The sequence below is a fragment of the Streptomyces triticisoli genome, from assembly GCF_003270085.1.
GTDB classification, from domain to species: domain Bacteria; phylum Actinomycetota; class Actinomycetes; order Streptomycetales; family Streptomycetaceae; genus Streptomyces; species Streptomyces triticisoli.
The window spans coordinates 17,659-44,503 of sequence record NZ_QFDQ01000026.1; the positions used below are offsets into that span (position 1 = coordinate 17,659).

General features: G+C 72.4%; 26 protein-coding genes and 1 pseudogene. 13 read left to right on the top strand and 14 right to left on the bottom strand.

Annotation, left to right across the window (positions count from 1 at the left end; translation table 11 throughout):
• Positions 1–334 precede the first annotated feature (334 nt).
• From DEP02_RS35650 to DEP02_RS05175, 6 genes are all read left to right on the top strand, one after another.
• Positions 335–613: an FmdB family zinc ribbon protein gene (locus DEP02_RS35650; RefSeq protein ID WP_157977368.1), complete on the top strand. Its 279-nt coding sequence runs from the start codon at positions 335–337 to the stop codon at positions 611–613.
• 68 nt (positions 614–681) lie between these two features.
• The gene (locus DEP02_RS05155; protein ID WP_112466132.1) at positions 682–1,335 is read left to right on the top strand and encodes an AmiS/UreI family transporter; all 654 of its coding nucleotides are present in this window, start codon (positions 682–684) and stop codon (positions 1,333–1,335) included.
• A gap of 166 nt (positions 1,336–1,501) precedes the next feature.
• The gene (fmdA, locus tag DEP02_RS05160; protein WP_112466133.1) at positions 1,502–2,749 is read left to right on the top strand and encodes a formamidase; all 1,248 of its coding nucleotides are present in this window, start codon (positions 1,502–1,504) and stop codon (positions 2,747–2,749) included.
• A gap of 136 nt (positions 2,750–2,885) precedes the next feature.
• On the top strand, positions 2,886–3,515 hold the full coding sequence (locus DEP02_RS05165; RefSeq protein WP_112466134.1) for a TetR/AcrR family transcriptional regulator: 630 nt from the start codon (positions 2,886–2,888) through the stop codon (positions 3,513–3,515).
• 50 nt (positions 3,516–3,565) lie between these two features.
• Positions 3,566–5,239: an FAD-binding dehydrogenase gene (locus tag DEP02_RS05170; RefSeq protein ID WP_112466135.1), complete on the top strand. Its 1,674-nt coding sequence runs from the start codon at positions 3,566–3,568 to the stop codon at positions 5,237–5,239.
• A gap of 88 nt (positions 5,240–5,327) precedes the next feature.
• A complete protein-coding gene (locus DEP02_RS05175; RefSeq protein WP_112466136.1) occupies positions 5,328–5,780 on the top strand; it encodes a DUF6098 family protein in 453 nt (150 codons plus the stop codon).
• Between the two features lie 210 nt (positions 5,781–5,990).
• Here DEP02_RS05175 and DEP02_RS05180 read toward each other — a convergent pair whose 3' ends face one another.
• Both DEP02_RS05180 and DEP02_RS05185 read right to left on the bottom strand, forming a co-directional pair.
• Positions 5,991–6,245: a WhiB family transcriptional regulator gene (locus DEP02_RS05180; RefSeq protein ID WP_112466137.1), complete on the bottom strand. Its 255-nt coding sequence runs from the start codon at positions 6,243–6,245 to the stop codon at positions 5,991–5,993.
• A 123-nt stretch (positions 6,246–6,368) separates the two neighbouring features.
• Positions 6,369–7,586: a saccharopine dehydrogenase family protein gene (locus DEP02_RS05185; RefSeq protein WP_112466138.1), complete on the bottom strand. Its 1,218-nt coding sequence runs from the start codon at positions 7,584–7,586 to the stop codon at positions 6,369–6,371.
• A gap of 118 nt (positions 7,587–7,704) precedes the next feature.
• Here DEP02_RS05185 and DEP02_RS05190 point away from each other — a divergent pair.
• A pseudogene (locus DEP02_RS05190) lies at positions 7,705–8,397 on the top strand (TetR/AcrR family transcriptional regulator); the annotation flags it as partial.
• Positions 8,398–8,500: 103 nt separating this feature from the next.
• Positions 8,501–9,817: an MFS transporter gene (locus DEP02_RS05195; RefSeq protein WP_112466140.1), complete on the top strand. Its 1,317-nt coding sequence runs from the start codon at positions 8,501–8,503 to the stop codon at positions 9,815–9,817.
• A gap of 4 nt (positions 9,818–9,821) precedes the next feature.
• Here DEP02_RS05195 and DEP02_RS05200 read toward each other — a convergent pair whose 3' ends face one another.
• The 5 genes from DEP02_RS05200 to DEP02_RS05220 all read right to left on the bottom strand — a co-directional run bounded on the left by DEP02_RS05200 (position 9,822) and on the right by DEP02_RS05220 (position 14,861).
• Positions 9,822–10,274: a cyclic nucleotide-binding domain-containing protein gene (locus DEP02_RS05200; RefSeq protein WP_112466141.1), complete on the bottom strand. Its 453-nt coding sequence runs from the start codon at positions 10,272–10,274 to the stop codon at positions 9,822–9,824.
• Positions 10,275–10,375: 101 nt separating this feature from the next.
• The gene (locus DEP02_RS05205) at positions 10,376–11,386 is read right to left on the bottom strand and encodes a cytochrome d ubiquinol oxidase subunit II (RefSeq protein ID WP_112466170.1); all 1,011 of its coding nucleotides are present in this window, start codon (positions 11,384–11,386) and stop codon (positions 10,376–10,378) included.
• Positions 11,387–11,432: 46 nt separating this feature from the next.
• Positions 11,433–12,839, bottom strand: coding sequence for a cytochrome ubiquinol oxidase subunit I (locus tag DEP02_RS05210; RefSeq protein WP_112466142.1), 1,407 nt, complete (start codon positions 12,837–12,839; stop codon positions 11,433–11,435).
• Between the two features lie 257 nt (positions 12,840–13,096).
• The gene (locus tag DEP02_RS05215) at positions 13,097–14,575 is read right to left on the bottom strand and encodes an aminotransferase class I/II-fold pyridoxal phosphate-dependent enzyme (protein ID WP_112466171.1); all 1,479 of its coding nucleotides are present in this window, start codon (positions 14,573–14,575) and stop codon (positions 13,097–13,099) included.
• Positions 14,576–14,639: 64 nt separating this feature from the next.
• On the bottom strand, positions 14,640–14,861 hold the full coding sequence (locus DEP02_RS05220; protein WP_112466143.1) for a 3-deoxy-D-manno-octulosonic acid transferase: 222 nt from the start codon (positions 14,859–14,861) through the stop codon (positions 14,640–14,642).
• 205 nt (positions 14,862–15,066) lie between these two features.
• Here DEP02_RS05220 and DEP02_RS05225 point away from each other — a divergent pair, with 205 nt between their 5' ends.
• The 5 genes from DEP02_RS05225 (at position 15,067) to DEP02_RS05245 (ending at position 17,689) form a co-directional block, all read left to right on the top strand.
• A complete protein-coding gene (locus tag DEP02_RS05225; protein ID WP_112466144.1) occupies positions 15,067–15,513 on the top strand; it encodes an ATP-binding protein in 447 nt (148 codons plus the stop codon).
• Positions 15,514–15,748: 235 nt separating this feature from the next.
• Positions 15,749–16,612 (top strand): SigB/SigF/SigG family RNA polymerase sigma factor, encoded by an 864-nt coding sequence (locus DEP02_RS05230; RefSeq protein ID WP_112466145.1) that lies wholly within the window; start codon positions 15,749–15,751, stop codon positions 16,610–16,612.
• Between the two features lie 28 nt (positions 16,613–16,640).
• The gene (locus DEP02_RS05235) at positions 16,641–16,817 is read left to right on the top strand and encodes a DUF5133 domain-containing protein (protein WP_232838967.1); all 177 of its coding nucleotides are present in this window, start codon (positions 16,641–16,643) and stop codon (positions 16,815–16,817) included.
• Between the two features lie 190 nt (positions 16,818–17,007).
• The gene (locus DEP02_RS05240) at positions 17,008–17,229 is read left to right on the top strand and encodes a DUF1206 domain-containing protein (protein WP_438947725.1); all 222 of its coding nucleotides are present in this window, start codon (positions 17,008–17,010) and stop codon (positions 17,227–17,229) included.
• 28 nt (positions 17,230–17,257) lie between these two features.
• A complete protein-coding gene (locus tag DEP02_RS05245; protein ID WP_112466148.1) occupies positions 17,258–17,689 on the top strand; it encodes a hypothetical protein in 432 nt (143 codons plus the stop codon).
• A 468-nt stretch (positions 17,690–18,157) separates the two neighbouring features.
• Here the strand turns inward: DEP02_RS05245 and DEP02_RS05250 are convergent, their stop codons facing one another.
• The 7 genes from DEP02_RS05250 to DEP02_RS05280 all read right to left on the bottom strand — a co-directional run bounded on the left by DEP02_RS05250 (position 18,158) and on the right by DEP02_RS05280 (position 26,675).
• Positions 18,158–20,422 carry an FUSC family protein gene (locus tag DEP02_RS05250; RefSeq protein ID WP_112466149.1) on the bottom strand — a complete coding sequence of 755 codons (2,265 nt, stop codon included), beginning with the start codon at positions 20,420–20,422 and terminating at the stop codon, positions 18,158–18,160.
• Between the two features lie 115 nt (positions 20,423–20,537).
• Positions 20,538–21,911: an NAD(P)/FAD-dependent oxidoreductase gene (locus DEP02_RS05255; RefSeq protein WP_112466150.1), complete on the bottom strand. Its 1,374-nt coding sequence runs from the start codon at positions 21,909–21,911 to the stop codon at positions 20,538–20,540.
• A 175-nt stretch (positions 21,912–22,086) separates the two neighbouring features.
• Positions 22,087–23,856, bottom strand: coding sequence for a PP2C family protein-serine/threonine phosphatase (locus tag DEP02_RS05260; protein ID WP_112466151.1), 1,770 nt, complete (start codon positions 23,854–23,856; stop codon positions 22,087–22,089).
• Complete coding sequence (locus tag DEP02_RS05265) at positions 23,853–24,920, bottom strand: ATP-binding SpoIIE family protein phosphatase (protein WP_112466152.1); 1,068 nt, start codon at positions 24,918–24,920, stop codon at positions 23,853–23,855. The genes DEP02_RS05260 and DEP02_RS05265 overlap by 4 nt, the downstream gene beginning before the upstream one ends.
• The gene (locus tag DEP02_RS05270) at positions 24,920–25,360 is read right to left on the bottom strand and encodes an anti-sigma regulatory factor (protein WP_112466153.1); all 441 of its coding nucleotides are present in this window, start codon (positions 25,358–25,360) and stop codon (positions 24,920–24,922) included. The genes DEP02_RS05265 and DEP02_RS05270 overlap by 1 nt, the downstream gene beginning before the upstream one ends.
• A complete protein-coding gene (locus tag DEP02_RS05275) occupies positions 25,360–25,779 on the bottom strand; it encodes an STAS domain-containing protein (RefSeq protein WP_112466154.1) in 420 nt (139 codons plus the stop codon). The genes DEP02_RS05270 and DEP02_RS05275 overlap by 1 nt, the downstream gene beginning before the upstream one ends.
• Positions 25,776–26,675: an STAS domain-containing protein gene (locus DEP02_RS05280; RefSeq protein WP_112466155.1), complete on the bottom strand. Its 900-nt coding sequence runs from the start codon at positions 26,673–26,675 to the stop codon at positions 25,776–25,778. Before DEP02_RS05280 ends, DEP02_RS05275 begins: the two co-directional genes overlap by 4 nt.
• Positions 26,676–26,845 lie beyond the last annotated feature (170 nt).

The following is a 26,845-nucleotide window of genomic DNA, read 5'->3' on the forward strand; positions in this document are numbered from 1 at the left end:
GCGCCGGGCACATCATCCTGCTCAGGACCCGCTCAGAGGTTGTGCACCAAATGTGGCCGTTCAATTCCGGAACGCGATCGTCACGTCTCTGGCGTGGTTATTCAGCGGGTGTGACAGCGGGTGAATTGGCGGTCGCCGTGCCACGGCAGCCTCGGTGCCGCACGGGTCCCATTTCACACGGCGCAGGGCAACGCCCGGGGCCCTTCAGCTTGCCTTGACACGAAGCTCTTCGAGGAGTTGCCTGGAATCAGGCGTGGAGTTTTCGGCACCCATCGGCTTGATGCAGCCGCGCGTGTCCGCGCGGACCGGAGAAGCGACGGGGCGGTGGTGTCTTATGGCTACGTACGAATATTCGTGCAGTCGCTGTGGAGTATTCGATGTAAGGCTGCCGATCGGCACCGCGCCGACACAGCTGAGCTGCCCGCGGTGCTCGACGACGGCACGGCGCGCATACTCCTCCCCGGCGCTCGTGTCCACGTCGCCCGCCCTCGCGGGCCTGCGCGAGCAGGCGGAGAAGTCTCGGGAAGACCCCGCAGTGGTCACGCGGGTGCCTCCCAGGACGGCCACGACCAGGTCAGTCCATCCGGCGGTCGCCCGGCTCCCCCGGCCCTGAAGGCACATGCGCACAACAGCTTGCCGGTCGTATCACCGTCCGGCGGGCACATCGGGAGGTGTGTCCCCTTGGCCAACGTCGGACTTCTCTTCGTGGGCGCGGTGCTGTTCATCAACGGCTTGATGCTGCTGGGGAAGGTGGAGAGCCGGTCAGCCGCCATACTCAATATTTTCGTGGGCGCGCTCCAGGTCGTGACACCCACCTATCTCATCATCAACGCGAACCAGGATCCCAGGCTTATTATGCTGGCCTCGGGCATATTTCTCTTCGGTTTCACATACCTGTATGTCGGAATCGGGCTGCTCATGGGGCTGGATACGACAGGCGTAGGTTATTACTCGCTGTTCGTGGCCATCGTTGCCCTGGGTTATTCGTTCATCAGCTTCCGGTTGTTCCACGATCAGCCGATCGGAGTGATCTGGCTCTACTGGGCGTTCCTGTGGTTCCTCTTCTTCCTCCTGCTGGGGCTGAAGCGCGAGGCGCTGACGCCCTATACCGGCTGGGTGACCGCAATCGAAGGCTGGGTGACCGGTGTCATACCGGCATTCCTGCTGCTGACCGGTTACTGGGTTCCGGGGAACGCCTACGCGACGGCCATCGCCCTGGGCGCGTTCGGTGTCCTGGTCTTCGGGGCGCTGTGGTTCGTGCACCGGCCGAGGGGGCCCCGGAGGCCTTCGGAGGAGTACGGGGGTGCGGGCTACGCGGCCGGCCGCCCCGGCTGACGGCCCGCCGGCCGCCGGCTCCTGGGGCGGGTGATCACCCGGCAACTTCGACCCTGGATCGCGGCGTGGGAGGTGGTCGACCAGACGAGAGAAGTGTCATGCGGAGTACCCGGGTCAAGGGCGCCACGCCACATCGGCTGACGGCAGCACCACACGAGGAGCTGACATGCCTGAAACAGTATTCAGCGTCGACCAGTCCCGGTCGATGCGCGACCAGAATGTGCCGGGACACAACAGGTGGCATCCGGACGTCCCCATCGCCACCATGGTCCGCCCGGGGGACGAGTTCCGCGTCGAATGCCGCGAGTGGACCGACGCGCAGATCGGCAACAACGACTCCGCCAACGACGTTCGCGATATCGACCTGAAGCGCTGCCACATGCTCAGCGGGCCGATAGGCGTCGAAGGCGCGGAGCCGGGCGACCTGCTCATCGTGGACATCCTCGACCTGGGGCCGGTGCCGCAGCAGGTAGGGGAAGCGCCGGGGCAGGCCTGGGGGTACACCGGCGTCTTTGCCAAAGCCAACGGTGGCGGCTTCCTGACGGACTACTTCCCGGACGCCTACAAGGCGATATGGGACTTCCACGGGCAGATGGCGACCTCCAGGCACCTTCCGGGTGTCCGCTTCACCGGCATCACGCACCCCGGCCTCTTCGGCAACGCCCCGTCCGCGGAGTTGCTGGAACGGTGGAACAGGCGTGAGCAGGCACTGGTCGACACCGATCCCGACCGGGTCCCGCCTCTGGGGCTCGTACCTGAACCCGATCAGGCCCTCGCCGGCCAGGCGACCGGGTCGGACGCCGATCGTATCGTCCAGGAAGGTGCGCGTACCGTTCCCGCACGAGAGAACGGCGGCAACCAGGACATCAAGAACTTCACCCGTGGATCACGTGTCTTCTGTCCCGTCTACGTCAGGGACGCCAAACTGTCGGTCGGTGATCTGCACTTCAGCCAGGGAGACGGTGAGATCACCTTCTGCGGCGCCATCGAGATGGGCGGCTTCATCGACTTCCACGTCGATTTGATCAAGGGTGGCATGGAGAAGTACGCCATCAGCACCAACCCGGTCTTCATGCCGGGCAATGTCGAGCCGCGGTACTCGGAGTTCATGTCCTTCATCGGGGTCTCCGTGGACCACGACACCGACACCAACTACTACCTGGACGCGACGGTCGCCTACCGCCGCGCCTGCCTCAACGCCGTCGAGTACCTGAAGAGGTTCGGCTACTCCGGAGAGCAGGCCTACCTGATCCTCGGCGCGGCCCCCATCGAGGGACGCATCAGCGGAATCGTCGACATTCCCAATGCCTGCTGCTCCCTCTATCTCCCGACCGGAATCTTCGACTTCGATGTCCGTCCCACCGCGGAGGGACCGAAGGCCGCAGACCGCGGGAGGTGTGCGGTGACCTCCTGAGGTCTCCAGGGGGGATCCGCCGAGGGCCAGGTTGCCCTCGGCGGGTTTTGGTCTGCCGGAATCCGGACGTTCCTGTCCCCGGGCTTCCGATACACCGGTGTATCGGATACGTTCGCGTATCGAACGGAGGTCCGGGATGACGGTCGAGGGCGCACAAACGCGCGTCACCCGGCGCCGGCTGCGGACGCGGGCCAACCTGCTCGACGCCGCCTTCGCCGTCTTCGCCGCCAAGGGATTCGGCCGGGTGTCGATCGAGGAGGTCTGCGAGGCGGCCGGCTACAGCAGGGGTGCCTTCTACTCCAACTTCGCCACCCTGGACGAACTGTTCTTCGCCCTGTGCCGGCAGCGGGCCGAGCTGATCGCCGACCAGGTGGCCGAGGCGCTCGGCCTGGACGGTCCCGACCTCGACGTGCCCGCCGCCGTCGACCGGGTCACCGAGGTGCTGCTGCTCGACCTGGACTGGCTCCTGGTCAAGACGGACTTCCTGGTGCACGCCGCCCGCCGCCCGGACGTGGCCCGGACCCTGCTGGAGCACCGGGCGCGGCTGCGCGGCGCCATCGCCGACCGGCTCGCCCGAGCCCGTGGCCGCGCCGCACTGCCCGCCGTCCTCGGCGACCCCGGCGGAGCCGCCCACGCGGTCGTCGCCGCGTACGACGGAGTCACCACCCAACTGCTGCTGGACAAGGACGTCGAGGGCGCCCGCGCCTGGCTGGGGCAGTTGCTCACCGCGCTGCTCACCGACGGCAGCGGCAACACCGCACCGTGATCACGAGGAAACCGAGAGATCACGGGGAAACCGAGAAGGGAACGGTCGCCATGGACGCGGACGTCATCGTTGTCGGAGCAGGCCTCGCGGGCCTGGTCGCGGCACACGAGCTGACCAGCCGGGGCCGCAGGGTCGCCCTCGTCGACCAGGAGAACGCCGCCAACCTCGGCGGGCAGGCGTACTGGTCCTTCGGCGGGCTGTTCCTCGTCGACTCCCCGGAGCAGCGCAGGCTGGGCATCAAGGACTCCTCCGAGCTGGCCTGGAACGACTGGCAGGGCAGCGCCCGGTTCGACCGGCTGGAGGACGAGGACTCCTGGGCGGTGCGCTGGGCGCGCGCCTACGTCGAGTTCGCGGCGGGGGAGAAACGGTCGTGGCTGCACAGCCACGGCATCACGCTGCTGCCCACGGTCGGCTGGGCCGAGCGCGGCGACCTGCGCGCCGACGGCCACGGCAACTCCGTACCGCGCTTCCACATCGCCTGGGGCACCGGCACGGGCGTCGTGGAACCCTTCGCCGACCACGCCCGGCAGGCCGCCCGCGACGGGCTGCTCACCTTCCACCACCGGCACCGGGTGGACGAACTCGTCATCGAGGGCGGCGCGGCACGCGGGGTGCGCGGCACGGTCCTGGCCCCGGACGACGCGCCACGCGGAGTCGCCTCCAACCGCGACGAGGCCGGCGCCTTCGAGCTCACCGCGCAGGCCGTGATCGTCACCACCGGCGGCATCGGCGCCAACCACGACATCGTCCGCCGCCACTGGCCCGCGCGGCTCGGCACGCCCCCTTCGAAGATGGTCACCGGCGTCCCCGCCTACGTCGACGGCCGGATGCTCGACATCGGCGCGGAGGCGGGCGTCCGCCTCGTCAACCGCGACCGCATGTGGCACTACACCGAGGGCGTGCGGAACTGGAACCCGGTCTGGCCCGGCCACGGCATCCGCATCCTGCCCGGCCCGTCCTCGATCTGGCTCGACGCCCTCGGCCGCCGGCTGCCCGACCCCTGCCTGCCCGGCTACGACACGCTGAGCACGCTCAGGCATCTGCGCACCACCGACGACCTCGCCGGCCACGACCACTCCTGGTTCGTGCTGACCCGGAGGATCGTCGAGAAGGAGTTCGCCCTGTCGGGCTCCGAGCAGAACCCCGACATCACCGCCAAGGACCGCGGAGCCGTGCTGCGCGACCGGCTGCTCGGCAAGGGCGCGCCCGGACCCGTACGGGACTTCCTGCGGCACGGCGCGGACTTCGTGATCGCCGACACCCTCGAGCAGCTCGTCGAGAAGATGAACGGGCTGACCGACCAGCCGCTCCTGGACGCGGCCGGGGTCCGCCGCCAGATACAGGCCCGCGACCTGCAGATCGACAACCCCTACAGCAAGGACGCCCAGGTCCAGGGCATCCGCAACGCCCGCCGCTACATCGGCGACCGCCTCGGCCGGGTCGCCGCCCCGCACCGCGTCCTGGACCCGGCGGCCGGCCCCCTGATCGGCGTCAAGCTGCACATCCTGACCCGCAAGACCCTCGGCGGCATCCAGACCGACCTCGACTCGCGTGCCCTCGGCACCGACGGGCAGGTGATCGACGGTCTGTACGCGGCCGGCGAGGTCGCCGGGTTCGGCGGCGGGGGCGTGCACGGCTACAACGCCCTGGAGGGCACCTTCCTCGGCGGGTGCCTGTTCTCCGGGCGCGCGGCGGGGCGGGACGCGGCACGGCAGACCGCCTGACCGGGGCGGGGCGGCGGACTCACTTCCTCCGGTTCCGGGCGTCCCGTGTGGGTACCCCGAGCGCCTGAGGGAGGAGGGAGGCCACGACATGGGCGCATCGGACGACGAGCTGCGGGTGGTGCGCGAACTGGTCGAACTGGCCGCTCTCGTCGAGCGGCACCGGGGGCTGTACGTCCGCTGGTCGCGCGGCCCCGGGACGGATCTCGGCGCCACCTCCAGCACCGACGAGCTCACGGGCGTCGCGATGCCGGGCCTGTCGGCCAACCCCCTCGACGTGGAGGAGTGGTGGCAGGACCGGTCCCTGCGGCTGTGGGTGGCACGCCGGCTGTACGACTACGCGCACCTGCCCCATGAGAAGGGCCCCGACGTACGCCCCTGGGTCCTCAAGGGCCATGAGCGGGGCCGGGGGCCCGACAACGAGCCGCTGGTGGTCGACGCTCAGCCGCTGTGCTGGATCGACTCCGGCGTCATCGAGGAGGCGCGGGCCGAGGTGGAGCGGCAGGAGGCGGAGTGGGGGCCGCTGCGCCGTTCCGGCCATTGACGGGGATCGTTGCCGCGCCGGCCCGGGCGCCCCGTCGGGCCGGGGAGTCCGGGCCGGCGCGAGCCGTGCCACCGCGGACTGTCCCCACCCGGCCCGCGCCACCGCAATCAGCGCCACCGGGGTCCGCGCCACCAGGGTCCGCGGCCCCGTCGGGCCGGGGCGGCCGGAGCGGGCCGGGGCGGCCCGTTCGCTCCGGTGGCGGGCCCGGTGTCAGCCGAAGCGGCGGCGGGCCGCTGCGCGGCGCCGTTTCAGCGCGCGGCGTTCGGTCTCGTTCGTGCCGCCCCACACCCCGATGCCCTGGTCCGTGTCCAGCGCCCACTGCAGGCACTCCTCCCGGACGGGACAGCGCCGGCAGACCGCCTTGGCCTGCTCGGCCTGCAGCAGCGCCGAACCGGTGGTACCGATCGGGAAGAAGAGGTCGGGGTCCTCGTGGCGGCATGCGGCGTGGTCTCGCCAGTTGCCCATGAAAAGTCACCTGCGATCGAATGTCGTCCGGCCTTGGCACGTACTCGCCTTCGGGTCTCCGGCCGACGCGCGGGTGAAACAGGACATCCCGTCAGAGGGCGGACCTTCGCCGAATCCGCACACTCACTGCTCGCGGATGCCCCACGGGGAGCCGTACTCCGTCAGCAGGTCCAGGAAGGGACGGGCCGGGAAGGCCTCCGGGCCGAGCACCCCCGCCCCGGTCCACACCTTGGTGGCCACCAGCTCCAGGGCGACCACGGGGTTGACCGCCGTCTGCCACACCACGGCCTGGCAGCCGTACTCGGCCATGGACCACTGGTTGTCGACCACGTGGTACAGGTACACCTCGCGCGGCGCACCGTCCCGGGTGCCGCGCACCCAGGTGCCCGCGCAGGTCTTGCCGTGCATCCGCTCGCCCAGCGTCGCCGGATCGGGCAGACAGGCGGCGACGACGTCCCGGGGCGAGACGGCGACCGGCCCGTCCGGGCCCGGCACGGTGACCGGGTCGGTGCGGTCCAGGCCCAGCAGGTGCAGTGTCTTGAGGGTGTCGATGAACTCCCGGCCCAGCCCGTACTTGAAGGTCACACGCTTCGCGTCGATCCAGCGCGGCACGAGCAGCACCTCCTCGTGCTCCACGTTCACGCACTCGACCTCGCCGATCCCCTCCGGGAAGTCGAACACCTCCGGCTCGCTGAACGGCTCGGTGGTGAACCAGCCCCGCCCGGCCTCGTACACCACCGGCGGGTTCAGGCACTCCTCGATGGTGGTCCAGATGCTGAACGACGGAGCGAAGTCGTAGCCCTCCACGGTCAGGTTCGCACCGTCGCGGACGCCGATCTCCTCGATCTCGTCGAAGAGCTCGTCGGCCGCGTACCGCGCGAACACGTCGGACATGCCCGGCTCCACGCCCATGCCGACCAGTGCGAGCGCGCCCGCCTTCTCCCACTCCTCGGCCAGCGCGAACTGCTCGTCGCCGAGCTTGACCCCGCACTCCTCGTAGGGCCGCTCGGGGTGCGGACGGGACAGGGACATCGCCATGTCCAGGTAGCCGGCGCCGGCCGCACGGGCCGCCCGGAACAGGGGCATGACGAAACGCGGGTCGGTCGCGTTCAGCAGCATGTCGCAGCGGTGCCGGGCGAGCAGCTCGGCCACCGCCGCCTCGTCGCTCGCGTCGACGCGCTCGGCGGTGAACCGGCCGTCGTCACCGACCGCCGCCACGGCGGACTCGGCCCGCCCCCGGTCGTAGTCGGCGACGACCATCGCCTCGAAGAACGGACGGCGGGCCGCGATCCGGGTGATCGCGGTGCCCACACCACCGGCTCCCACGAGCAGTACACGCATGACGAGAACTCCCTCTAGGTCTTGGTCAAGGAAATGGACGAGGCGGCCTCCGGCCTCGATACAAGTGCGTCGCCCGCGTAAGGTCAATGGCGTTGGCATAAGCGTACGAGGAGGTCCCATGCCCAAACCGGTGGTTCCCGAGGAGAAGCGACAGCGGCGTCGCCCCACCCGCAGCGGCACCGTGCTGTCCGAGCGCCTGATCGTCGACACCGCGCTGCGCCTGCTGCGCGAGCACGGCAGCACGGGGCTCACCGCCCGCCGGCTCGGCCTGGCACTCGACTGCGACCCGAGCACCCTGTACCGGTACTTCCGCGGTATGGACGACCTCACCCTGGCCATCGGCGACGCCCTCATCGGGCGGGCGCTGCACGGCTGGCGGCCCACCGGCGACTGGCGGTCCGACCTGCGCGAGATCGGTCTGCGCATCCACTCCGCCTACGTCGCCCACCCGCAGGCCGCGCTGGTGACCGCCAACCGCGTCACCGGCCGGGCCAACGAGCTGGCCGCCGACGAGGCCGTCCTGGACGTGCTGCGCAGGGCCGGCTTCCCGCTGCCGGACACCGTACGGATCTACCACGCCTTCGTCGACCAGACCCTGGCCTTCGCCGCCCTCGACGCCGCCTCCCTGGCCCTGCCGAGCGCCGCCCTGCGCGCCGACGAGGAGATGTGGCGCTCCACGTACGCCCGCCTGCCCGCCGCCACCCACCCGCGCATCGCCGAGGCGGCACCCCTGCTCGCCACCCGCATGGTCACCAGTGCCTACCCGACCGCGCTGGACATGCTCCTGGACAGCGCGGCGGCCCGGCTGGAGGACCTGCGCGCGGACCGGGCCGGAACCGGGGGAGCCGAGGGCACGACCGGTGCTGAGACACTGAGCCCCGCACCAATGGATGTACCGACCAACCAGGAAACCCGTGGACACCGGCGAGAGCACCGACAGCAGCACCCCACCGCACACTGAGGGCACCGACGCACCGGAGCCGTCCGGAGCCGGCCGGCGCGGACGGCGCCGCTGGGGCATGGACACCCGCCCGCTGCGCCGCCCCGCCTTCCGCCGGCTGTGGTCCTCGACCATCGTCACCGCGGTCGGCAGCCAGCTCACCGCCGTCGCCGTGCCCAAGCAGATCTACGACATCACGGGCTCCTCCGCCTGGATCGGCTACGCCAGCCTCGCCGGTCTGCTGCCGATGGTGGTGTTCGCGCTGTGGGGCGGCGCGGTCGCCGACACCATGGACCGCCGCAGACTGCTGCTGATCACCAACAGCGGCATCGCCGTCACCTCGCTGCTGTTCTGGCTGCAGGCCGCCGCCCGGCTCGACTCCGTCGTGGCGCTGATGGTGCTGCTCGCCGTGCAGCAGGCCTTCTTCGGGCTGAACTCCCCGGCCCGCAACGCCTCCATCGCCCGGCTGGTCCCGGCCGAGGAACTGCCCGCCGCCAACGCCCTCGGCTCGACCGTCATGCAGACCGGCCTGGTCGCCGGACCGCTGCTGGCCGGCGCGCTCATCCCCGTCATCGGGCTGCCCGAGCTGTACCTCATCGACGCCGTGGCCCTGTGCGCCACCGTGTGGGCGGTGCTGCGGCTGCCGCCGCTGCCGCCCCTGACGGACTCGGTCAGGCGCCGCGCGGGGGTGCGGGAGATAGCCGCCGGGTTCCGCTACATCTCCGGGCGCAAGGTGCTGCTGCTGTCCTTCCTCGCCGACATCATCGCCATGGTCTGCGGCATGCCCCGCGCCCTGTTCCCGCAGCTCGCCGCCGAGACGTACGCCTCCTACGACGAGAGCGTGGCGCTCGGCCTGCTGTTCGCGGCCATCCCCATCGGCGCCGTGATCGGCGGGCTGTTCTCCGGCGCCTTCTCCCGGGCGCGCCGGCACGGCTGGATGGTGATCGGCGCGGTCACCGCCTGGGGAGTGGCCGTCGCCGGGTTCGGACTGAGCCGCAGCCTGTGGATCGCGGTGGCGTTCCTGGCGGCCGCCGGCATCGCCGACATGGTCTCCATGGTCTTCCGCAGCGCCATCCTGCTGTCCGCCGCCACCGACGACATGCGCGGCCGGATGCAGGGCGTCTTCACGGTCGTCGTCGCGGGCGGCCCGCGCCTGGCCGACGTGCTGCACGGCACGGCCGGCTCGGCCTTCGGCCCCCGCGCGGCCGTCGTCGGCGGCGGCCTGCTGGTCGTCGCCCTGACGCTGATCCTGGCGGCGGCCGTACCGGCGCTGCGCCGCTACCGTGTCTGACCCGCTAACGGGGGCGCCGGGGCAGCTCGTACTGTTCCAGCAGCTTGCCCCGGGTCGTCTCCAGCCGGTGGGCGAGGACCTCGGCGACGGTGCGCACCAGCGACAGCCCGAGCAGCGGATCCTCCACGCACAGGGCGAGCACCGCCGAGGCGTCGAACTCGTAGGCGCGCACCGGGCTGAACGCCTCCGCGCCGAAGTCCCACTGGTACGGCGGGAACAGCCAGGACCAGCCGAGCAGGTCGCCCGCGCCCAGGCTCGCCACCTTCACCCGGCGCGTGGGCGTCACCTGCTGGTCCAGGTGTACGTCGCCGGAGCGGATGACCCAGAAGCGGTCGGCGGTGCCGCCCGTCTCGAAGATCCTGGCGTCCTCGGGGAAGGAGACCTCCCGCGCGAGTTCCATCAGGCGGTCGCGCTGCTTCTGGGGGAGGGCGGTCAGCAGTTTTATCGCTTTGGTCATGGCCAGGGGCTCCTCGCCGGCGATGGGTTCCGCGCATGTGCCTCATGCCCATTTCAGCGGCTGCGGGCGCCCCGGGCACCTCGGCGGAGGCGACGTGGTGCTCACCGCGGCGAGGGCTGTTCGGGCGAGCCGCGCTGGAAGGTGGCGTACAGCAGCCACAGCGAGGGCACCAGCACCACCGCGCCGACGCCCAGCGACGCCAGGACGGCCGTCAGGACGGAGCCGTTCGCCGCGGCCCGGGCCACCGTGGTGCTGCCGACCAGCATGGCCGGGTACTGGGCCGCGCCCCAGGCCCACAGGATCGCGGCGACCGCCAGGGCGGCGGCCCCGCGGGCCGCCACGAAGCGGCGGCGGGTCAGCAGGGCGAGACCGGTCACGCCCGCCACCGCGCTGAGGACCACCAGTGGCAGCGCCCGGTGGGTCAGCCCGTGGAACAGCTGCGGGGCGTCCGCGTGCAGCACCCCGATGCCCGCCAGCGCCACCACGCCGGCCGCCACCCCGCTGAGCACGGCGTCGCGGGCGAAGGCCGCGGCCAGCTCGGGCCGCCTCTCGCGGTCCGCGTCGGCACACAGGTACACCGCCGCCAGGTGCGCACAGGTCACCACCGCCAGCACCCCGCCCAGCAGCGAGGTCGGATTGAGCCAGCCGGTGACCACATCGCCCCGAGCGATCCCAGGCGGGACGCGCCCGGAGGCGACACCGCCCGCGACCGTGCCGAGGAAGAACGGCGTGAGCAGCGACGACAGCGCGAAGCACGCCCCGAACAACCGCTGCTGCCACAGCTCCGTACTGGCCTTGCGGAAGGCAAAGGCGGCGCCCCGCGCGATGATGCCGAGCGCCGCCAGGGTCAGCGGGATGTACAGCGTGGACATCACCGCGGCGAACACCGGGGAGAACGCCGACCACAGCATCACGACCACGAAGATCAGCCACACGTGGTTGGCCTCCCACACCGGCCCGATGCTGTGCTCGATCAGCCGGCGCCGCTCCCGCCCGCGCTCGGCCCCGCCGGCCAGCAGGTCCCACACCCCGGCGCCGAAGTCGGCCCCGCCGAACAGGGCATAGCAGGTCAGACCCACCCACATCACGGCGAGCGCCGCGTCCGCGAGCACGGCCACCTCCAAAGCTCCAAAGGGTCGTAAAGGGTCGTGGGAGGGTTCACACGACGGGATACCGTGCGACGTCCCCCTCCTGCGGGGCGCGCGGCACCGGAGTGCCCCGGGCCAGGCGGCGCAGTACGTACACGGTCGCCACGGTCATGGCGGCGTACACCACCAGCACCAGCCACAGCCCCGTCATCAGTCCCGGAGCGGGGTTGACGGCTTCCCGTACGCTCATCACGCCGTACACGATCCACGGCTGCCGGCCCAGCTCGGTCACGCTCCAGCCGCACTCCAGCGCCACCACCGCGGCCGGGCCGGCGAGAGCGGCGAGCGCCAGGAACAGACGGGGCGTGGACAGCTCGCCGCCGGCGCGGTGGCGGCGCCACCACTGCCACAGCAGCCATACGCCCATGAGCAGCAGGAAGAAGCCGGCGGCGACCATCAGGTCGAAGGCCCAGTGCACACCGGTGACCGGCGGCCGCAGAGCGGGCGGCACGCGGTCCAGGCCCTGGACGACGGTGCCGGGGGAGTAGCCGACCAGCAGGGACAGGCCGTTGGGGATCTCCAGGCCGTACTTCAGCCCGTGGTCGCCCGTGACGCCGCCGAGAGTCAGCGGGACGTGCGAGCCGGTCCGGTACACGCCCTCGGCCGCGGCGAGCTTGGCCGGCTGGTAGTCGGCCAGGAAGCGCGCCGCCCAGTCGCCCACGACGATCTGGAACGGCGTCGCGATCGCCCCCAGGGTGAACGGGATGAAGAACCCGGCCCGGTGGTAGGCGTCGCGGCGCCCGCGCAGCAGGGCCACCGCGTACACGGAGGCCGCCAGGAACGAGGCCACCATGAAGGCCGCCAGGATCATGTGCACGGTCTGCGGAGGGCTGGCCGGGTTGAGCATCGCCGCCCACGGGTCGACGTGAACGACCTTGCCGTCGCGCAGGGTGAAGCCGCGCGGCTGGTTCATCCAGGCGTTGGCGCACACCACGAAGAACGCCGACACGGTGCCCGAGATCACGATGGGGATGCCGGTGAGCAGATGGCGGCGGGGCGGCAGCCGGTCCCAGGCGTACAGATAGATGCCGAGGAAGATCGCCTCGAGGAAGAAGGCGATGCCCTCCAGGGCGAACGGCAACCCGATCACCTGGCCGAATCTGCCCATCAGCCCCGGCCACAGCAGCCCCATCTCGAAGCTGAGGATGGTCCCGGAGACGGCGCCCACCGCGAACAGCACGCCCATGGCGCGCGCCCACCGGCGGGCCAGCAGCCGGTGCGCCGGATTGCCGGTGCGGATGCCGTACCACTCGGCCAGCAGCGTCAGCGCCGGCAGCCCGACCCCGAGACAGGCCACGATGATGTGCCAGGCGAGCGAGAACCCCATCTGCGCCCGCGCCGCCGCCAGATCGCCCTCCGACACCCGGCGGGCCGCGTCCACGGCGAGCACACCCGGGCCGAAGAGCACAGTGCGCATCACGAGATGCGCCAGTACCCGGATGGAGCGGGGTGAATCGGGCTTCGCGGACAGAAGGCTCGTGGGCGAACATTCGGGGCATGAAAAAGCCCTGGCTGGACGGGGGAAGCCAGCCAGGGCCGTTCGCGACGGCGTAACGGGGGACGCCTCGGGTCGACCCCGTCGCCGCGTATGTGTGAACCGTAAACCATCTCGGTTGTTTTCACGTAATCGGGGACCGCTCACGTGATCGGATTCACTCCACCGGTCACGCGTGGTCACTCGGCGTCGCCCGCGGCCACCCTGATCGTCCCCAGCTCGGGGTCACTGGCGTCCGGAAGGTTCATCCCGGCCGCGAGGCCTGTTGTCAGATAGCTCAGCACCGCCCTTGTCAGGCGCTCGCCCGGCAGGACGGCCGGGATCCCCGGCGGGTACGGCGTGATCATCTCCGCGGCGATCCGCCCGGCGGCATCCCCCACCGGTACGTCCTCGGCGGGGCCGAAGAACGCGTCCCGCGGCAGCCGCGCCTGCTCCATGCGCAGCGCGGACGGGCCGGGTACGTCCACCCGCGGGGCGGGGGAGAGGCCCGGCGCGGCGCCGGCCAGGCTCTTCAGCGCGGCCAGCAGCTCCTGGGCCGTCTCCTGGTCGTCGCCGTGGGTGATCTGCGCGCCGATGCGGCGATGGTCCGTCAGATGCGCGTCGACGCCGCGGTGTTCACGCAGCCAGTCGGCCGCCTGGTAGCCGGTGACCCCGAGCCCGGTGACGTCGATGACGACCGGCAGGGGATCGAAGTCGTCGGCCAGGCCGGGGCCGCATAAGTCGTCGCGGTCGTTGACGTGCATCCCGTCGATCGCCTCGATCTCCGAGCGGACCTCGGCCGCCAGTTTCAGCGCGCCGCCCATGACCTCCTGCCCGCGCAGGGCCATCTGCCGGCGCCAGCCGTCCAGACCGGCGTAGATCAGCACCGACGGGCTGGTGCTGCCCAGCAGGTCCGCGCGCATCTTCAGCAGCGCGGGCGGGACGAGGTCGCCGCCCAGATGGAAGACGGACCCCTGTTCGAGGCCGCTGCCCATCTTGTGGATGCTGGTCACACAGATGTCGGCGCCCGCGTCCATCGCCCAGGACGGCAGGTCGGGGTGGAAGGGCAGGTGCGCGCCCCACGCCTCGTCCACGACCAGCGGCACCCCGCGACGGTGGCAGACCTCGGCCACCGACCGCAGGTCCGCGCAGGCCCCGTACGGGGTGGGGCTGGTGATCAGCACGCCCTTGGCGTCCGGGTGGGCGTCGAAGGCCCGCTCGAACTCCGTGGCCGACGGCGGATGGGCGATATGCCGCTCGGCGTCCCAGCGGGGCTCGACCCAGACGGGTTCGATGCCGGACAGGATCAGGCCGGAGGCGACCGACTTGTGGGCGTCCCGGCCGATCAGCAGCTTCTCGTGCGGGCCCGCGACGGCCAGCATCGCCGCCTTCACGGACAGGGAGCTGCCACAGGTGGTGAAGAACGTGTGCCGGGCGTGGACGGCGTCCGCCATCAGCTCCTCGGCGCGCTCCAGCACCCGGCCCCGGGTGAGCCGGTCGTCCAGGCCGCCCGAGGCCAGTACGTCTCCCAGGAAGACCGTGTCCCCCAGCACCTCGCGCACCTCGGGATCGGCGCCGCGGGCCTGCTTGTGCCCGGGAGGCGTGAAGGACAGCCTGCCCACGCGGCGGTAGTCGACAAGCGCTTCCAGAACCGGTGCTCGGGTGTGGTCCACAGACATGGAGGCGCGGGTACCCCGGACGCCGGCCGGTACGCGCCGCACCACCGCGGCCCGCGGGCGCCGCTCAGCCCCGTCCGGCGTGCCTGCCCGGGGTGAGGATCTCGTCCAGCACCCGCAGCACGGCCTCGTACGTCATGACCCGCACGGCCGCCTCGCGCGCGGCGTCCGGATCGGTCGCCCCGAGGGTGTCGCGGCGGTCCCGCCATCGGTGCTCCTCCTCCACCGCGCAGGCCCTGGCGCGCTGGATGCGCCGCAACAGCTCGTCTGAGTCCACGACTTCGGTCATGCCCTTCCCCTACCCGCTCGGGCGCACGGTGATGACCGTCCCATGCACCGCCGATGTGGAGGTTTGGCGGGGCGTGCGGCGGCCAGTCGGACAAGGAGGGCCTGCGACGCCGTACAAGTGCGGGTCTCCCGCCGGGTCCGGCTTCCTTGCCTCACCGTCCAGGGACTTCACCAGCCAGGGACTTCATCATCCAGGAGCGAGGAGAATGTGCGAGAGGCACAGGACCACCCCCGTCGTCGAGGTGCCGTGCGCCGAGGACGGCTCCGGGCAGCCCCGGCCGTGCCAACCGGCCGACGCCCGCCGGGCGGTGGAACGCGCGATCGACGAATGCTGCCGTGCGCGCCGCACCCCGTGCGACGCGCACGCCGTCTCCGACGCCCAGCTCGTCGCCTCGGAGCTCACCACCAACGCGATCCTGCACGGCGGCGGCGTGACCGGCTTCCACGTCGACGTCGTCGGGCGCGGTGTGCGGGTCTGTGTGAGCGACCGCAGTGACCGGCTGCCGGTGGTCCGGCCGCCGGTGGACCGCAAGGGCCGGCGCCGGGTCGGCGGGCGGGGCTGGCCGATCGTGTGCCGGCTGGCCCGTGACGTCCAGGTCTGCGACCTGCCCTCCGGCGGCAAGTGCATCAGCGCCGTGGTGCCGCTGCCTTGAACTGTTCCGCCCCTGCGCCGCAGGCGGCCTGCCCTCTCACGTTGCGCGGTGCAAAGAATTACGGGAAGCGGAGTTTGTCCCCCGCACCGCCGGGCAGACGGAATCTCGTGCTTCGGACCGGAGGCGCGTCAGCGGGAGCGACACTGCTGCTCCGGTAGGCCCTCCGGGTGAACCGGGCAGCATCACGCCTTCCGCGGTAAGTCCCTGGAACCCCCATGTTCAGGAGCGATTCCGCATGCTCATCGACAGGTCGACAAGCCGTGCCGACACCCCCGAGGACCAGGCCGCTCCCGTCCGGCGGCCGCACGACGACGCCCCCGACACCGCCGCCCTCTTCAGGCGCCTGGCCGCTCTGGAGGACGGGCCGGACCGGGAGGCCGTCCGCGACGAACTCGTGACCGCGTGGCTGCCCATGGCCCACCGCATCGCCGGCCGCTTCCGCGACCGCGGCGAGTCGATCGAGGACCTGCGGCAGGTGGCGGCGCTGGGCCTGGTCAAGGCCATCGACCGGTTCGACCCGGACCGCGGGGCCTTCGAGAGCTACGCCGTGCCGACCATCACCGGCGAGGTCAAGCGGCACTTCCGGGACCGGATGTGGGCGCTCCGGGTGCCGCGCCGGGTGCAGGAACTGCGCAACAAGGTGCGCGTGGCACGCCGTGAGCTCACCCAGAACCCCGGAAGCGCCGAGCCCTCGGTCGCCGCCGTCGCCGCGCACACCGGACTGACCGAGGACGAGGTCAACACCGGGATGGAGGCCCTCGACAGCTTCAGCACCCTGTCCCTGGACGCCGAGATGTCCACCGGCGGCGACGGGTACAGCCTCGTGGACACCCTCGGCGCCGCGGACTCCTCGTACGACGTCGTGGTCGACCGGGAGTCCGCCAAGGAGGGGCTGCGCAGGCTTCCCGAACGCGAACGCGCCATTCTCTACATGCGCTTCTTTGAGGACATGACACAAAGCCGCATCGCGGACCGGCTCGGCATCTCCCAGATGCACGTCTCCCGGCTCATCAGCCGCAGCTGCGCCCGCGTACGCAACGAGGTGCTGGCCGAGCGGGCCAACCGCCGTGGAGGCGGACCGCGACCGGCGGCCGTCTGACGACCCAGGAGAGTGACACCGAGTGCTGATGCCCAACCCCGGGTTCCTGCGTAAGCTCCTTGCCGACCACGAGGCGGCGCCGGCCGAGAGTGCGCGGGCGCGGGACCTGGCGTACACGCTGTGCGTGTCGACCGGGACCCGCGACGTGAACCGCGCCCTGCGGACGGCCCACCACATGCTCGTGGCCCCGGGACCGCCCCGCTGACGGTCTGACGGACGCCCACCGGCACGAGCTGCCCGTACGCGCACCAGGCGCGTACGGGCAGCTCGTGTGTGGGTCGGGCGCCCGGGGCATCCGCATGGCCGGGAGGCGGAGACGGACACGAGTGCCATGGACCGCCCGGACGGGGACACGGGTCCGGCGGGCCGCGAAGAGCTCGGTTACCGAGGGGGCCGTGCGGACAGGACCGACCGCACGGGGTGTGATCGACTTGCTGGTCGGCGTGCCGGCGCTGCGGAGCGCCTTCGGCGACGGTACGCGGCAGGCGGATCTCAGCGGCGCGCCCGCCACGCTCGGGGGCGAGCCGTTCGGCGCCCGGCTGCCGGCACTGGTCGCGGCCGGCTTCCTGCTGTTCGGCCCGTTCTCCTTCGCCCCGGCCTGCCGGCCCCGCGTCTGAGCTCGCCCGCGCGGGGAACACGGAGCGGATGAACGAAGACGAGCTTCCGCCCGACGGCAGGGCCGTGGAGGTGTACCTCGATCTGCTCCGCGTCCGGATGCCCGAGGAGGACTACGAGCTGTTGCTGGGCGTCGTCGATCCCGTTCTGCGGGCGATCGAGGAACAGGGCGTGCCCTCCGCGGACTTCCCGCTGGAGGGCGCCCACGCGCAGGGCCTGCCCCAGGAGATACGCGACGAGGCCGCCCTGGTCATCGCCACCGCGGTCACCGGCCGGCTGGACAACGAGCTGGTCGTCCTCGACATCGAGGAGACCGGCCCGGTCCGGGTGGTCACCGACGCCGCGACCGCCGCCGACCCGGTACGCCTCACCGAGATCGCCGACTACATCCGTGACCGCCACCGGGAGACCGAGGAACTGCGCGGAATCGCCGAAGCCAGTGACATGCCCACCGACTTCTGACCACACCACTGTGCACCCGAACCGGCCCGAACCGGCCCGGCACGCGCCCCGGTCCCGTCTGCCTCCCGGCCGGCCCTCTTCCCATGACGCTGCCCGCTTCGGCCCGGCGGGTACGCGGTCGGCCGGCCCGGCATGCCGCCCTGGACCGGTCCGGCGGGTGCCCCGGTCCGGTCTGTGTTCCGGTCGGTTCCTTTCCCGCGATGCCGCTCGCTTCGGCCCGATGGCACGGGGCATGGCCGGCCCGGCGTGCGGCCAGGGCCGGCGGTGCGCGTCACCGCGCGGGTTCCGGCGCCGAAACCGCCGAGTGGGCGGGCCACGCGCCCACGACCGCCTCGTACGGGTGCCGCAGACGCCCTGGCATCCGGTCGGGCGCGCCCGTACCGACGGGCCCGGGCGCCCCTCCGGCTCCAGCCGGCCCGAGCCGGCACGGTACGCGCCCCGTCCGGCCCGGCATGCGGCCGGTGCGGGTCACCGCTCGGGTTTCGGCACCGGAACGCCCAGTGGGCGGGCCAGGCCGACCACCGCCTCGTCCAGGCGTTGCAGATGCCGTAGCACCCGGTCGGTGACGCGGCCGTACCGGGGGATGCCGGGGGTCCCCTCCGAGTCCAGCAGGAGGGCGATGCTCGGGCCTCGTTCGACCTCGGTGGTGGCGTGCTCGTCGGTCAGGTGGGCGCTGATCGTCGCGATGTTGCGGGTGATCCGGGCGCAGGCCTGGCGCAGCCGGGGATCCGCGGCGATCGACGGGTGGGCGGGCAGCAGTTCGGCGGTCGCCGCCAGCGACCTGGCGTGATAGGCACAGGTCTCCAGAAGCGCCACCACGTACTGGACGGTGTTGCGCCGCGACCGCATCGGCGTGATCGGATGCGTCAGCGGCTGGGTGGCCCCCCGCAGATCACCCAGCGCCTTGTCCAGGTCGCGCGCCCGGTCGAGCAGATCGGCCGCCGGCCCGCCGCTGAGCTGCTCGACGGCGGCGCCGGCGACCTCGGCCAGCCGCTCCAGCACCGTGACGAGCAGTTCGTCCGTACGGCGGTCGGTGTGCACCGGCAGCACCAGCGCCGCCGCGATGATCCCGCAGGCCGCCCCGAGCGCCGTCTCCTGCACGCGCAGCACCAGCGCCGCCGCGCTGTACGTGTGCATCAGCGTGTACAGCAGCGCCAGCGCCGCGGTGACGAAGAAGGACATCAGCGTGTACGACAGCGGGGCCGTGTAGAACATCAGGAAGACGAACACCAGCACAAGGCCCAGCGCCGGCCACGTGTGCGGCCCGACCAGCCCCGCCAGCACGATGCCGGCCACCACGCCGAGCACGGTGCCCAGCAGGCGGCGGTAGCCCTTGACCAGGATCTCGCCCGTGGAGGAGGTGTTGATGAAGACGATCCAGCAGGTCAGCACCGCCCAGTACCAGCGCTGGCTGGAGAGGAACTCGCCGCCGACGATGGCCAGCGCCGAACCCACCGAGACCTGCACGGCCGCGCGCGTGGTGGGCCGCTCCAGCCCGGTCGGGGCCTGCTCCTCCCGCTCGGCCGCCTCGGCGCCCTCGATGGCGGCGTTCTCGGCGTCCAGCTCCTCGCGGGAGCGGACCGTCGCGGGCGTGTCGTCGGACTCGTCCTGCGGCTCGTCCAGTGCGATCCTCAGGCCCAGCACCGCGCGGGCGGTCTCACCGATACCGCGGAAGACATCTTGCACGGCGGGCGAGGCGGGCGGCAGGTTCTCCTCGTCGCGGTAGCCCAGGAGCCGGTTGCGCACATGGGACACGGCGGTCCCGCCGCCCTCCCCGACGGGCCGCAGGACGAGCAGCGCCAGCGCCCGCAGGTCGCGGCGCAGCGTCTCGGTCGCATCCCCCCGCACCGGCAGCCGGCCGCCCGAGGGGACGGGCGCGCCGGGCAGGTGGAGGGTGAGCGTGTTCGCCCGTTCGGCGCTGCGGGCGTTCAGCACGAGCAGCCCCAGCCGCTCGGCGGCGAGCTCGGCGTCCGCGATCCGGCGCTGCACCAGCCGGGCCACGGCCTCGTCGGAGGTGCCCTCCTCCAGCCGGGACTGGATCATCATGGCCGTCTCGTGCAGCCGGGCCGTGCCCTCGCGCACCGCCTCCAGGACCTTCTCCACCTCGTCCGGGCCGGCGTCCAGCAGCTCCAGCTGGGCGTCCACCAGCTGGGCCAGACGCGCCCGGAACGCCTCGCGCAGCCGCTGCAGAACGCCCGCCGGCGTCTCGTACACGATCACGAACCGGACCAGCGCGCTGCAGGCGAACGCGATCGCGACGACGCCGTACAGCCCGGGCAGGGCCGGCGCCGTGGCACCGACGAACAGCGACATGAAGTAGACCTGGAAGCCGATCAGCCCCAGCGCGTTGCCCCGGTCACCGAACCGGCGGCTGTAGACGGCGCAGAAGATCAGGACGACGAAAAAGATGTCCCCGGCCACGACGTACGGGTTGAGCAGCGCGCCCAGCGACAGGGACACCAGCGCCACCGGAAGGCCGAGGGCGAGCGTGACGGCCTGTCGCCGGCGCTGCTTCTCGCGGATGGCGAAGGTGGCCGCCATCGACGAGATCGCCCCGGCCACCAGGTGGGTCACGGGCACGCCGAGCACGCCGAGCACGGCCAGTGTCAGTGCGAGCGAACCCGCCGTCCGCGACCCCGCGGCCAGCCTCAGCAGGCCGGGATCGGACGCCGCGATCCGATCCCGCAGCCGCGCCCGGGCCGGCACCTGTGCTGCTCCCACGCCGCCGTACACTCCCGTTCCGCGTCATGATCCGCTCGCCCAGCATGGCACGCCGCGGCCGGACCGCCCCTTCACGGCCCGGCCGTCCCCGGCGGGGCGGGTCCCGCACGCTGGGTCCCGCGTGGTGTCACAGCTGACCGGAGTGCTCCCGCGCGACGTACTCCCGCACCTGGTCGGGCGTCATATACCTGTCGATGTACTCGAAGTCCTTCAGCTTGGCGGGCCTGCGGGCCTGGAATCCGATGCGGACGAAGTCGTCCCCGGCGACCGCGTTGAGCAGCCAGTTCGTCGCGACCCTGGTCTTGGCGACGTTGGTGCGCAGCGCCCCCAGGTGGTAGCCGCGGGCCACCGCCTGGGCGGGCATCCCGTGCAGCTCCAGGCCCAGTGGCCTGGCCACCGCGTCCTTGCCGCCGAGGTCGACGACGAGCCCCAGGTCCTTGTGCACGTACGGCCGCATGGTCTGGTTGCGCAGGGTCGCGATGAGGTTCTCGGCAACCCGCTTGCCCTGCCGCGTGGCGTGCTGCGCGGTCGGCGGGCAGACGGCTCCGTCGCCCTTGGCCAGGTCCGGCACGGCCGCGGAGTCGCCGACCGCGAACACCCCGTCGTAGCCGGGCAGGCACATCTCGGCGGTCACCGCCAGGCGCCCCTTGACCGTGTCCGCGCCGAGCGTGGCGATCAGCGGGCTCGCCACCACGCCCGCGGTCCAGATCAGCGTGCGGGTGGGCACCACCCGGCCGTCGGTGAAGGTGACCTCCTCCGGGCCGGCCTTGGCGATGGACACCCCCAGGGAGATCTCGATGCCCCGGCGGCGCAGGTCCTCCTGGGCGCTGCGGCCCAGCTTCTCGCCCAGCTCCGGCATCAGCCTGGGCGCGATGTCGATCAGATGCCACTTGATCAGCGACGGGTCCAGCCTGGGATAGCGCTGGACGGCGGCGTGCGTCAGACGCTGCAGGCAGGCGGCGGTCTCGGTGCCGGCGTACCCGCCGCCGACCACCACGAACTGCAGCCGTGAGGCGCGCTCCGCCGGATCGTCGCTGGCGTCGGCCAGGTCCAGCTGGGAGATGACGTGGTCGCGGATGTAGGCGGCCTCGGCGAGCGTCTTCATGCCGAAGGCGTGGTCCGTCAGGCCCGGGATGTCGAACGTCCGGGTGACACTGCCGGGAGCCAGCACGATGTAGTCGTACGGCTCGTCGACGACACGGTCGGTGATGGTGCGGATGACGCAGACCTTGGACCTCAGGTCCACGCCGATGGCCCCGCCCGGAATGATCCGGGTACGGTACTTCGTGCTGCGGCGCAGGGAGAGGGCGACCGACTGGGATGTCAGCACCCCCGAGGCGACCTGGGGCAGCAGCGGCAGATAGAGCTGGTAGGCGAACGGCGTCACCAGAGTGATGTCGGCCTCGCCGGGGGCGAGCCTGCGCTCCAGACGGCGGACGCACTCCACACCGGCGAAACCTGCGCCGACCACCAGGATCCTGGGTCGTGTCACGGTGTTCACCCCTTCTGCGGCTCCGGGCGGTCTGTCTGGACGTCATGCGACTGCCCCGGATCGCTGCCTTCGCACCTCCGGTCCCGCCGGGCCGCCGGTCGCCGTCCGGCACGGTCGTCCTCCACGGGTTCCCGGGATCGGGCACGGTATCGCGCACACGGTGCCCCGGACCTCTCCCGGCGGATCAGGGGCGTGGACGGGACGTGACCTCGGACGAGGGCCGTGCGGCGGGCAGTTCGGCCGTGCCGGTGATGTGCGACAGCAGCAGGCACACGTCGTCGTCGCGTTCGGAGTCGCTCAGCAGGGGGTCCAGGATGCGGTCGGCCGAGCCCTCCAGGTCGGTGTCCAGCTCCGCGGAGCCGAAGGAGCCGAGCGCCGCCGCGAGTCGCTGGATGCCCGGATCGATGCCCCGCTCCCGCCGCTCCACCAGGCCGTCGGTGTAGAGCGCCAGCGTCGAGCCGGGGGCCAGACGGACGGTGTGGTCGCCGATCTCCTGGCGCAGCGGGATGCCGAGCATGGCGCCGGGCTTGGCGTCCAGGATCCGCACCTCGCCGTCCGGCAGGCGCAGCACGGGCGGCGGATGCCCCGCCGAGGCCCAGGTGAGCGTGGGGTCGCCGGGGCGGAAGCGGGCGATGACCGCGGTGGCGTACAGGTCGGGCTGCAGATGGTGCAGGAACATGTGCAGCCGGGTCAGCAGCCGGCCGGGGCTGCCGCCGTCGACCGCGTAGGCGCGCAGCGCGGTGCGCAGCTGGCTCATCATCACGGCCGCGTGCAGTCCGTGCCCGGTGACGTCGCCGATGACGGTGATCAGACTGCCGTCGGGCTGCCGGAAGGCGTCGTACCAGTCCCCGCCGATGTTCATTCCGCGGGTGGCCGGCAGATAGCGCGCGGCCAGGGCCAGGCCCGGCGTGGTGGGCAGGTCGGTGAGCAGCGCGCGCTGCAGCGTCTCGGCGATGTCGCGGTTGTGCTCGAAGCGGAGCGCGTTGTCGAGGGCGATGCTGGCCCGGCGGGTCAGCTCGATCAGCATCACGGCGTCGTCCGGGTCCCAGCGCTCCCCGGGCGGCGACAGCGTCAGCACACCCAGCGGCGCCCGCCGGGTGGTCAGCGGGACGCACAACAGCGGCCGCTTCGGGTTCAGCGCGGACGGCGGCTGGTCGTCGACGCCCGGCAGACGGCCGGGGTGGTCGGCCGCGTACTGCGGGCGCCCGGTACGGGCCGCGAACACGGCGGCCGCCGCATGGGGCGCGGACCCGTGCCGCTCGTCCTCCTGGTCGAACAGCCATACGTCGACGCTGTCGGCGTACCGGGGCACCAGCAGGTCCGGCAGCCGGCGCACGATCTCCTCGTGGTTGAGCGAGGCGTTCAGCACGGCGCTGGCGTCCGCGAGGAACGTCAGCCTGCGCCGGGCGTCCTCCGCCTCGGTGCGGGCCTTGCGTTCGGCGGCGAACGCCTCGCGCTGGGCCCGCCCGGCCGCGTCCAGCTCGGCGTGCAGCACCAGGACGCCCTGGTTGGTCTGGTGCAGCTCCTCCCGGTGGAAGGCGACCAGCTCCTCCTGCTCGGCGAGCTTCTCCAGCGTCAGCGCGGTGTCCTCGTCGGCGCCCAGCAGCGCCTCGGCCAGGACGGCAGGGTCGTCCGGTACGTCGCCGTCCGGCACCTGTCCGGTCTCGGGGCAGGGGACGGAGGTCCGCCACGGCGGTTCCCCGGCGGCGCTCGCCTCCCGGTCCGGGGTCAGCGTGAGGTGCAGGAGTCCCCCGTCGGCTCCGGGTGACGGGCCCTGGAGGGTGAGCCGCCAGGTGCCGCCCTTGGTCAGGCACTGACGCAGCCGGGCGCTGAGGTCCGTGGCCAGCCGGGTGCGGTCGAGCGCGGGCACACCGCAGGCGGTGGCCAGGCGGGCGACGGCGATACGGGCCCGCGCCGCGTCGGTGACGGTACTGACCTGCCACGTACGTGTCATGGGCGCCCCACCGGGGTGGGGGTCAGTACGGCCACGGTGGTGTCGTCCCGGACCGGGCGGGCGGGGCTGCTGGTGTCCCGGACGGTCACGGCGGCCGTCACCGCCGGGTCGGCGGTGTGCGCATCCGGATCGGACGGCGGAATCCAGCGGCTCGGCAGTCCGTCGCTGTGCAGGATCAGCAGGCTGTCGGCGGTCCAGTCCGCCTGCGTCTCGGGCAGCGTCGTGGGCTGGTGCGCGCCGACGATGCCCGGCCGGGACAGCAGATGACGCCAGGTGCCGCCCTCGCGCAGCCGGGCCCCGACGTTGCCGACGCCGCAGAAGCGCAGCCGTCCGGCAGCCAGGTCGAGCTGGGCCAGGGCGACGGCCGCGCCCCGGGTGCCGCGCAGCGCCTCGTCGAGCCGGCGGAGCAGCTCCGACGGGGGCAGGTGGGCGGCGCCGCGCAGTGTCCCGACCGCCGCGGAGGATGCGTGGGAGGCCTGGGGGCCATGACCCAGACCGTCGGCCAGCATCAGGGTGAGCCGGTCCCCGGCCCGCACCCACGTCCAGGCGTCACCCGAGTGGTCCGCGGCCCCGAAGGGAATGTTGATGCCGCCCGCCCGCACCGGGGCCACCGGCTCCCGGACCACGGCCCCGGCACGCCGGCCGGCGGCGCCGATCCGGGCCAGCGCCACCGTGCCCCGGCCGGGCGCGCTGTGCAGGTGGAAGTCGTCGGCGACCCGTCGGCAGGTGCCGAGGCCGGCACCGAGCGACCGGGTCGTGGAGAAGCCGTCGCGCAGCGCGGCGGCGACATCGGTGATGCCCGGCCCGTGGTCGACCGCCGCCACCTGCACCACCGGCGCATGCTCCCCGCCTTCCCGCGGCGCGGGCGGCGGGACGACGTCGATGAGGACCTGGCCGCCCTCGGCGTGCTTGAGCAGATTGGTGGCGAGTTCGGTCGCCACCAGGGCGGCGGCAGCGGTACGCGGCTGGTCCAGGCCGGCCAGCGCGGCCGCGCCCTCCGCGGCGACCCGGGCGTCGCGCACCCGGGTCGAGTCGCGCACCGGTACGTCCCACACGCGGGGCATCAGTTCACCTCCCGCGGGTGCGGGGGCCGTGAGGCCCAGGATGTCACGATGACGGTGGTGCCGACGCCGGGGGCGCTGTCGATGGCGAACTCGTGCACCAGACGCCGGGTGCCGCCCAGGCCCATGCCCAGCCCGTCGCCGGAGGTGTAGCCGTCGCTCAGCGCCCGCTCCAGGTCCGCGATGCCCGGCCCCTCGTCGCGGAAGGTCAGCCGCAGTCCGTGCACCCGCCCGCTGACCACGTGCGCCGCCTCCATCTGCCCGCCCCCGCCGTGCACCAGGGTGTTGCGGGCCAGCTCGCTGGCCGCGGTGACCAGCTTCGTCTGGTCCACCAGGCCGAAGCCGAGCCGGCCGGCCGCCTGCCGCACGTGCTGGCGCACCCACACCAGGTCCATGTCCGAGCGGATCGGCAAGCAGGCCTGAACGCCCGCCGCGGTGTCCATCACGGGCTCCCCGGGCGGGTGCCGCCGGGACGGAGCACCGGGTCCGTCTCACCGAGCAGCCGCAGGGCGTCCTCGGTGGTCAGCGCCGTACGCAGCCCGGGCAGCGTCAGACCCAGCTCCACCATGGTGATCGCCACCGCGGGCCGCATCCCGGCCATCACCGTCTCCGCGGCCAGTAGCCTCGCCTTGGCCGCGATCTCGGCCAGGATCCGGCCGAGGAAGGAGTCGACGATCTCCACGCCGGAGACGTTGATCACCACACCGGTGGCCCGGTTGCCGGCGATGGCCTCACCGAGGTCCTGCAGGAGCTGTTCGGCCATGCTGTCGTACAGGTCTCCCTGGAGGGTGACCAGGAGCACGTCACCGAGCCGGAGCACCGGCACGTGTCCCGCGGCGGGCCGGGAGAAGCCGGCGGTCACCGCTCACCCATTCCGCCGGCCGACGGGGTGACGATGTCCGAGCCCAGCTTGCGCAGGGCGTGGGCCAGGGCGTCGGCGAGGGTCGCGCGGGTGACCACCGTGCCCAGGTCCAGGCCCAGGTGGACGATGGTCTGCGCGATGGCCGGACGGATGCCGGAGACCACGCACTCCGCGCCCATCAGCCGGGCGGCGGCGACCGTCTTCATCAGGTGCTGGGCCACCAGCGAGTCGACCGTCGGCACCCCGGTGATGTCCAGGATCGCGTAGCGCGCCTGCTGCTCGACGACCGCCTCCAGCAGGGTCTCCATCACGACCTGGCTGCGGGCGCTGTCCAGCATTCCGATCAGCGGTACGGCCACGATGCCGTCCCACAGCTTGATCACGGGCGTGGCGACCTCCAGCAGCTGCAGCCGCTGCCGGTCGATGAGGGCCTGGCCCTCGTCGAGCGCGGTCTCCAGCACCAGCACCCGCAGGGTGCCCATCAGCACCGTCAGGAGGTTGCTGCTCTCCCGCAGGAGGTCCGCCGGGGCGTCCGGGAGATCGGCGAGGAGCAGGTCCAGCACCGGGGGACGCAGGGCGTCCACGTCGTTCGACACCTGCGAGGGGGTCAGGCCCGTACGGGTGCGCGCGGCCCCCATCCGGGCCAGCTGCTCGCGCACCACCAGGAACCCGCCGGCCTCCGGGTCCGCCGCCCGGCCCGAGACGGCCACCTGGGCCAGGGCGTCGACCACGGCCCGGCCCGCCTCCACCGCTTCGTCCCGGGAGACGGTGAACACGGCCCGGAAGAGGGTCTCGTCGGCCCAGCGCTGGGCGATCTGCTCCCGGCGGCGGTGCAGGAAGTCCCCGACCTCCCGCGCCGGCGAACCCTGCTGTCCTACCGCTTCTTGCTCCGGCACCCTGTTCAACTCCTCCGTCGCGTTCCCGCCGCCGGCCTGCCGCAGGCCGGGAAACGGCGGTATGACCCTTGCCGGGCGACCACTGTAGCTGTGGACATACGTCGTACGACACCGCGTCCGCGGGCTCCGGGCCCATCAGGGAGCGGCGGCCGGACAGGGGTGTGTACCCC

What these genes read in the sequence shown, in the direction of transcription:
- DEP02_RS05220 (WP_112466143.1), bottom strand. Translation starts at nt 14,861, where the DNA reads ATGACCGAAGTCGTGGACTCAGACGAGCTGTTGCGGCGCATCCAGCGC.
- DEP02_RS35650 (WP_157977368.1), top strand. Translation starts at nt 335, where the DNA reads ATGGCTACGTACGAATATTCGTGCAGTCGCTGTGGAGTATTCGATGTA.
- DEP02_RS05215 (WP_112466171.1), bottom strand. Translation starts at nt 14,575, where the DNA reads ATGTCTGTGGACCACACCCGAGCACCGGTTCTGGAAGCGCTTGTCGAC.
- DEP02_RS05165 (WP_112466134.1), top strand. Translation starts at nt 2,886, where the DNA reads ATGACGGTCGAGGGCGCACAAACGCGCGTCACCCGGCGCCGGCTGCGG.
- DEP02_RS05200 (WP_112466141.1), bottom strand. Translation starts at nt 10,274, where the DNA reads ATGACCAAAGCGATAAAACTGCTGACCGCCCTCCCCCAGAAGCAGCGC.
- DEP02_RS05185 (WP_112466138.1), bottom strand. Translation starts at nt 7,586, where the DNA reads ATGCGTGTACTGCTCGTGGGAGCCGGTGGTGTGGGCACCGCGATCACC.
- DEP02_RS05175 (WP_112466136.1), top strand. Translation starts at nt 5,328, where the DNA reads ATGGGCGCATCGGACGACGAGCTGCGGGTGGTGCGCGAACTGGTCGAA.
- DEP02_RS05230 (WP_112466145.1), top strand. Translation starts at nt 15,749, where the DNA reads ATGCTCATCGACAGGTCGACAAGCCGTGCCGACACCCCCGAGGACCAG.
- DEP02_RS05245 (WP_112466148.1), top strand. Translation starts at nt 17,258, where the DNA reads ATGAACGAAGACGAGCTTCCGCCCGACGGCAGGGCCGTGGAGGTGTAC.
- DEP02_RS05225 (WP_112466144.1), top strand. Translation starts at nt 15,067, where the DNA reads ATGTGCGAGAGGCACAGGACCACCCCCGTCGTCGAGGTGCCGTGCGCC.
- DEP02_RS05260 (WP_112466151.1), bottom strand. Translation starts at nt 23,856, where the DNA reads ATGACACGTACGTGGCAGGTCAGTACCGTCACCGACGCGGCGCGGGCC.
- fmdA (WP_112466133.1), top strand. Translation starts at nt 1,502, where the DNA reads ATGCCTGAAACAGTATTCAGCGTCGACCAGTCCCGGTCGATGCGCGAC.
- DEP02_RS05235 (WP_232838967.1), top strand. Translation starts at nt 16,641, where the DNA reads ATGCCCAACCCCGGGTTCCTGCGTAAGCTCCTTGCCGACCACGAGGCG.
- DEP02_RS05210 (WP_112466142.1), bottom strand. Translation starts at nt 12,839, where the DNA reads ATGCGCACTGTGCTCTTCGGCCCGGGTGTGCTCGCCGTGGACGCGGCC.
- DEP02_RS05170 (WP_112466135.1), top strand. Translation starts at nt 3,566, where the DNA reads ATGGACGCGGACGTCATCGTTGTCGGAGCAGGCCTCGCGGGCCTGGTC.
- DEP02_RS05265 (WP_112466152.1), bottom strand. Translation starts at nt 24,920, where the DNA reads ATGCCCCGCGTGTGGGACGTACCGGTGCGCGACTCGACCCGGGTGCGC.
- DEP02_RS05270 (WP_112466153.1), bottom strand. Translation starts at nt 25,360, where the DNA reads ATGGACACCGCGGCGGGCGTTCAGGCCTGCTTGCCGATCCGCTCGGAC.
- DEP02_RS05180 (WP_112466137.1), bottom strand. Translation starts at nt 6,245, where the DNA reads ATGGGCAACTGGCGAGACCACGCCGCATGCCGCCACGAGGACCCCGAC.